The 3,650-nt window shown below is 61.8% G+C and carries 4 protein-coding genes; 1 reads left to right on the forward strand and 3 read right to left on the reverse strand.

The features are described from left to right. Positions 1-1,153: acetylornithine deacetylase/succinyl-diaminopimelate desuccinylase family protein (locus EN906_RS26580; protein ID WP_127375489.1), on the reverse strand; the 1,153-nt coding region annotated here is incomplete at its 3' end. Between the two features lie 222 nt (positions 1,154-1,375). On the opposite strand from EN906_RS26580, the gene EN906_RS26585 reads away from it, so the two are divergent. Further along, positions 1,376-1,804, forward strand: a complete 429-nt coding sequence (locus tag EN906_RS26585) for a L,D-transpeptidase (protein WP_023812266.1) — start codon at positions 1,376-1,378, stop codon at positions 1,802-1,804. A gap of 61 nt (positions 1,805-1,865) precedes the next feature. On the opposite strand, the gene EN906_RS26590 is transcribed toward EN906_RS26585, so the two are convergent. Next, positions 1,866-2,849, reverse strand: a complete 984-nt coding sequence (locus EN906_RS26590) for a lipid A biosynthesis lauroyl acyltransferase (protein WP_164748868.1) — start codon at positions 2,847-2,849, stop codon at positions 1,866-1,868. Between the two features lie 13 nt (positions 2,850-2,862). Beyond that, positions 2,863-3,650, reverse strand: a 788-nt coding sequence (locus tag EN906_RS26595) for a zinc-binding dehydrogenase (RefSeq protein WP_127375490.1), incomplete at its 5' end; no start/stop codon positions are given.

The raw sequence follows: 3,650 nt of genomic DNA on the forward strand, positions 1-3,650 counted from the left end.
AGGCGATGCAATCATAGATATGGCCGATGCGCGCAATGTGCTTCTGGTCGTAGGTGCCGGGCGAAATGACATAGCCGGGTTCGCGGTCGAAGATCGCCATGATGCCTTGCGCAACCGCCTTGACCACCGGGGCGTCGCGCTCGGTCATCAGCGGCAGCACTTCCATCAGGTCGCGGATTTCGTAGTCGAATTTTGTCCGCTCGCGCTTTAGCCGGTCGAGAATACCGGTCACTTCGCCTTTGACGGTGTCGAGATCTTCCTCCAGCAGGAAACGACGGTCGATGGTCAGCCGGCAGGAGTCGGGCACGTTGGGCGACGGCAGGCCGGGCCGGAAGTCCTCGGTCTGGCCGCCATGGATCGAATTGATGTTCATGGTCGAGCGTTTTGCCCCTTCGGGCACGACCGGCATGCGCGTCATCTTACGGTCAAGCGCAGGGAACAGCTCGTCCTCGAAAGCCCTCAGCACGGCGCCCATGTGGCGCACCGCATTGTCGCCGAGAAACGGCATCGAGCCGTGCGCGATCTCGCCCTTGGTCTCGATCTCCGCCCACCAGACGCCGCGATGCCCGAGGCAGATGCGATCCTTGTTGAGCGGCTCGGGAATGATGACGTGGTCGACCCTGGGTTTTGAGAAATAGCCTAGTCTGGCCAGATGGGCGACGCCGCCGAAGCCGCCGGACTCCTCGTCGACGGTGCCGGATATTTCGATGGCGCCGGGAAAGTCGGGGAAGACTTCCAGGAAGGCTTCGGCTGCGATGATCGAGGCGGCCAGTCCGCCCTTCATGTCGCAGGCGCCGCGACCATAGACCTTGCCGTCTTTGACGATGCCGGCAAAAGGATCGACGGTCCAGCCGTCGCCGGCTTCGACCACGTCGATGTGCGAGTTGAAGTGGACGCAGGCGCCTGACGATCTTCCGTCGAAACGGGCAACGACATTGACGCGCGGGTAGCGGTCGGTGTCGCCGGGCGTGCCTTCGGCGCGGATGAATTCGGTCTCGAAACCACTCTTCTTCAGCCGCGCGCCGAGATATTCGGCGCATGGCCGATAGGCCTCGCCGGGTGGATTGATGGTCGGAAAACGGATCAGCTCAGTGGTCAGCGCGACGACATCGTCGCGCCTGTCATCGATTGCCCGGAGGAGTCGCTCGTTCATGCCCAGAGTTGAGCAGCGATCTCGGCGGTTTTGCAAGCCCGTTGGTGATCGAGCCTGTGCGGCGTGTCGTTGCGGCAACTATTGCGGGAAATCGTTCAAATTCGCTGCTTTGGATTGGCGAATTGGTCAAGGTGTGTGTGTTAGCCCGTTCATCTGCCATTAAAAAGATGAGAGACAATTTGAGGGCAGGCAGGTTAGGGGCAATCAAAGGGGTTTGATCGCATGAAAAAGACAGTTCTCATGGCAGCCGTGTTTGTTGCGATGCTGTTCGGTGCTTCGGGGCAGGGCTGGGCAGCCAGCCTCGTTGCAAATATTGACGTGTCTTCGCAGACGATGACCGTCAGATATGGCGCGTCGGTTTACCGGTGGAGCGTCTCCACCGCGCGCAAAGGTTACATTACGCCGCGCGGCAGCTATCGGCCGCAACGGACGGCGCGGATGTGGTATTCGCGCAAATACGACATGTCGCCAATGCCTCATTCGGTGTTCTTCCGCGGCGGCTATGCCATTCACGGCACCGGCGCGGTGAGGCAGCTCGGGCGCCCGGCATCGCATGGCTGTGTGCGCTTGCACCCGACCAATGCCGCCGCCTTCTATGCGATGGTTCGGCAAGCCGGTTTCGGCAATACGCGCATTGTCGTCACCAACTGAAGAGATTCAGGTTCGCTGTTGTCGGCTGGCGCAGGGCTAATGCCCTCGCCAGCAGTTCCGTTTAAGCGTTCGGGACCGCTTTTGCCTGCGAGGGCCGCTTTCGACGCCCGCCGCTGATCTCCCACCTTTTGTGGAACCACATCCACTGGCCGGGATCTTCTCGCACCCAGCGTTCGACGACATCGTTGAGACGCTGGGTGGTGGCGTGGACATCGACGCTGCCGTCAGCCGTGCGCGGCAATGTCAGCTTGTCCTCGATTTCGAGCCGGAAGCGGTTGCCTGGCAGCCTGATGCAGCGAGCCGGATAGACGTCGCAGTCATAGTGACGGGCAAGGGTGGCCAGCACCCGATTGCTCTGGCACGGACGGCCGAAGAATGTCGTCTCCAGTCCGCTGGAGAATTTCTGGTCGACAAGGATGCCGATGTTGCCGCCGTTCTCCAGGACCCCGGCCAAGGCGAATGAGGCACCGGCCATCGATGGCAGCAACGAGCCCATGGTCGAGCGGCGCGTCGAGAGGATGTAGTCGGCAAGATAAGGATTGTTGGGTGGGCGAAACAGCGCCGTGATGTTCATGCCGAAGGTCGCCGCCGCCACCGGCAGAAGTTCGAAATTGCCGAGATGGCCGGTAAAGACGATGTGCGGCTTCACTTCGCTGGCGATTTCGAGGAAGTGGTCCGCTCCTTTGACCTCGATGCGGCCGGGCTTGATCGCTGTAGGGTCATAGTCGAAGAGGGCGTCGAGAAAGATGTATTCCGCGGCAAGACGGGCCATGTTGCCCCACATGTCTGAGGCGATCGCCTGGATCTCGGCTTCGCCCTTTTCCGGATAGGCCTTGCGCAGATTGTCGACGGCGACCTGATGGCGTCCCACCCGGGGGCCGACCATGCGTGCGGCGCGGTCGGCGAAATTCAACGCACTGTCGGCCGGCAGCAGGCGCAGGACCGAGATGATCATCATTGCGGCGCGCGCCACCAGCCAGTAATTGAGCTGGCGCAGTTGCCTGCCGTAGCGAAATTTTAGATCCCGGCGGAACTTCTTGAACACAGAGGTCAAGGCTCTAGCCGACGCGCAGGATGATCTTGCCGAAAACGTCGCGGCCTTCCATGCGCTTCAGCGCGGCGTCGATACCGTCGAAGCCGACTTCGGTGTCGATGACGGGTGCGACCTGTCCCGCCGCCATTTTCTGCATGGCGTTGGCCATGTTTTCCATGCGGCAGCCAAACGAGCCAAGCAGTTTCAATTGCTGCTGGAACAGCTGCATCAGATTGATCTGCGTCGACACGCCGGAAGTCGAACCGCAGGTCACCAGGCGGCCGCCGCGCTTCAGGCACAGCATCGAGGCGGCAAAAGTGTCGGCGCCGACATGTTCGAAGACGACATCGACGCCCTTCTTCTTGGTCAGCTTGCGCACGACGCCCTCGAAACGGTCGTCGCGGTAGTTGATGACATGGTCGGCGCCGAGCGCCTTGGCCTTGTCGATCTTGTCGTTGGAGCCGACCGTGGTGATGATGGTGCAGCCCATCCGCTTGGCCAGCTGGATGGCCGCAGAGCCGATGCCGGATCCGCCGGCATGGATAAGGATCGTCTCGCCGGGCTGTAGCCTGGCGTTGTCGAACAGCATGTGCTCGACCGTGCCGAAGGTGACGGGCGCGACCGCCGCGCCGATGTCGGTCACGCCGGGCGGGGCGGGGACCAGCAGGCGAGCCGGCAGGTTGATCTTCTCTTGCGCGAAACCGTCGAGATGGAAACCGTGCACACCCGAAACATGTTCACAGAGGTTGTCGCGGCCTTCGCGGCAGGCTCGGCAGAGGCCGCAGGTGCGCGCGCCGTAGATCGATACCAATT

This window comes from Mesorhizobium sp. M7A.F.Ca.CA.004.06.1.1 (assembly GCF_003999135.1).
GTDB lineage: Bacteria > Pseudomonadota > Alphaproteobacteria > Rhizobiales > Rhizobiaceae > Mesorhizobium.

What these genes read in the sequence shown, in the direction of transcription:
- EN906_RS26585 (WP_023812266.1), top strand. Translation starts at nt 1,376, where the DNA reads ATGAAAAAGACAGTTCTCATGGCAGCCGTGTTTGTTGCGATGCTGTTC.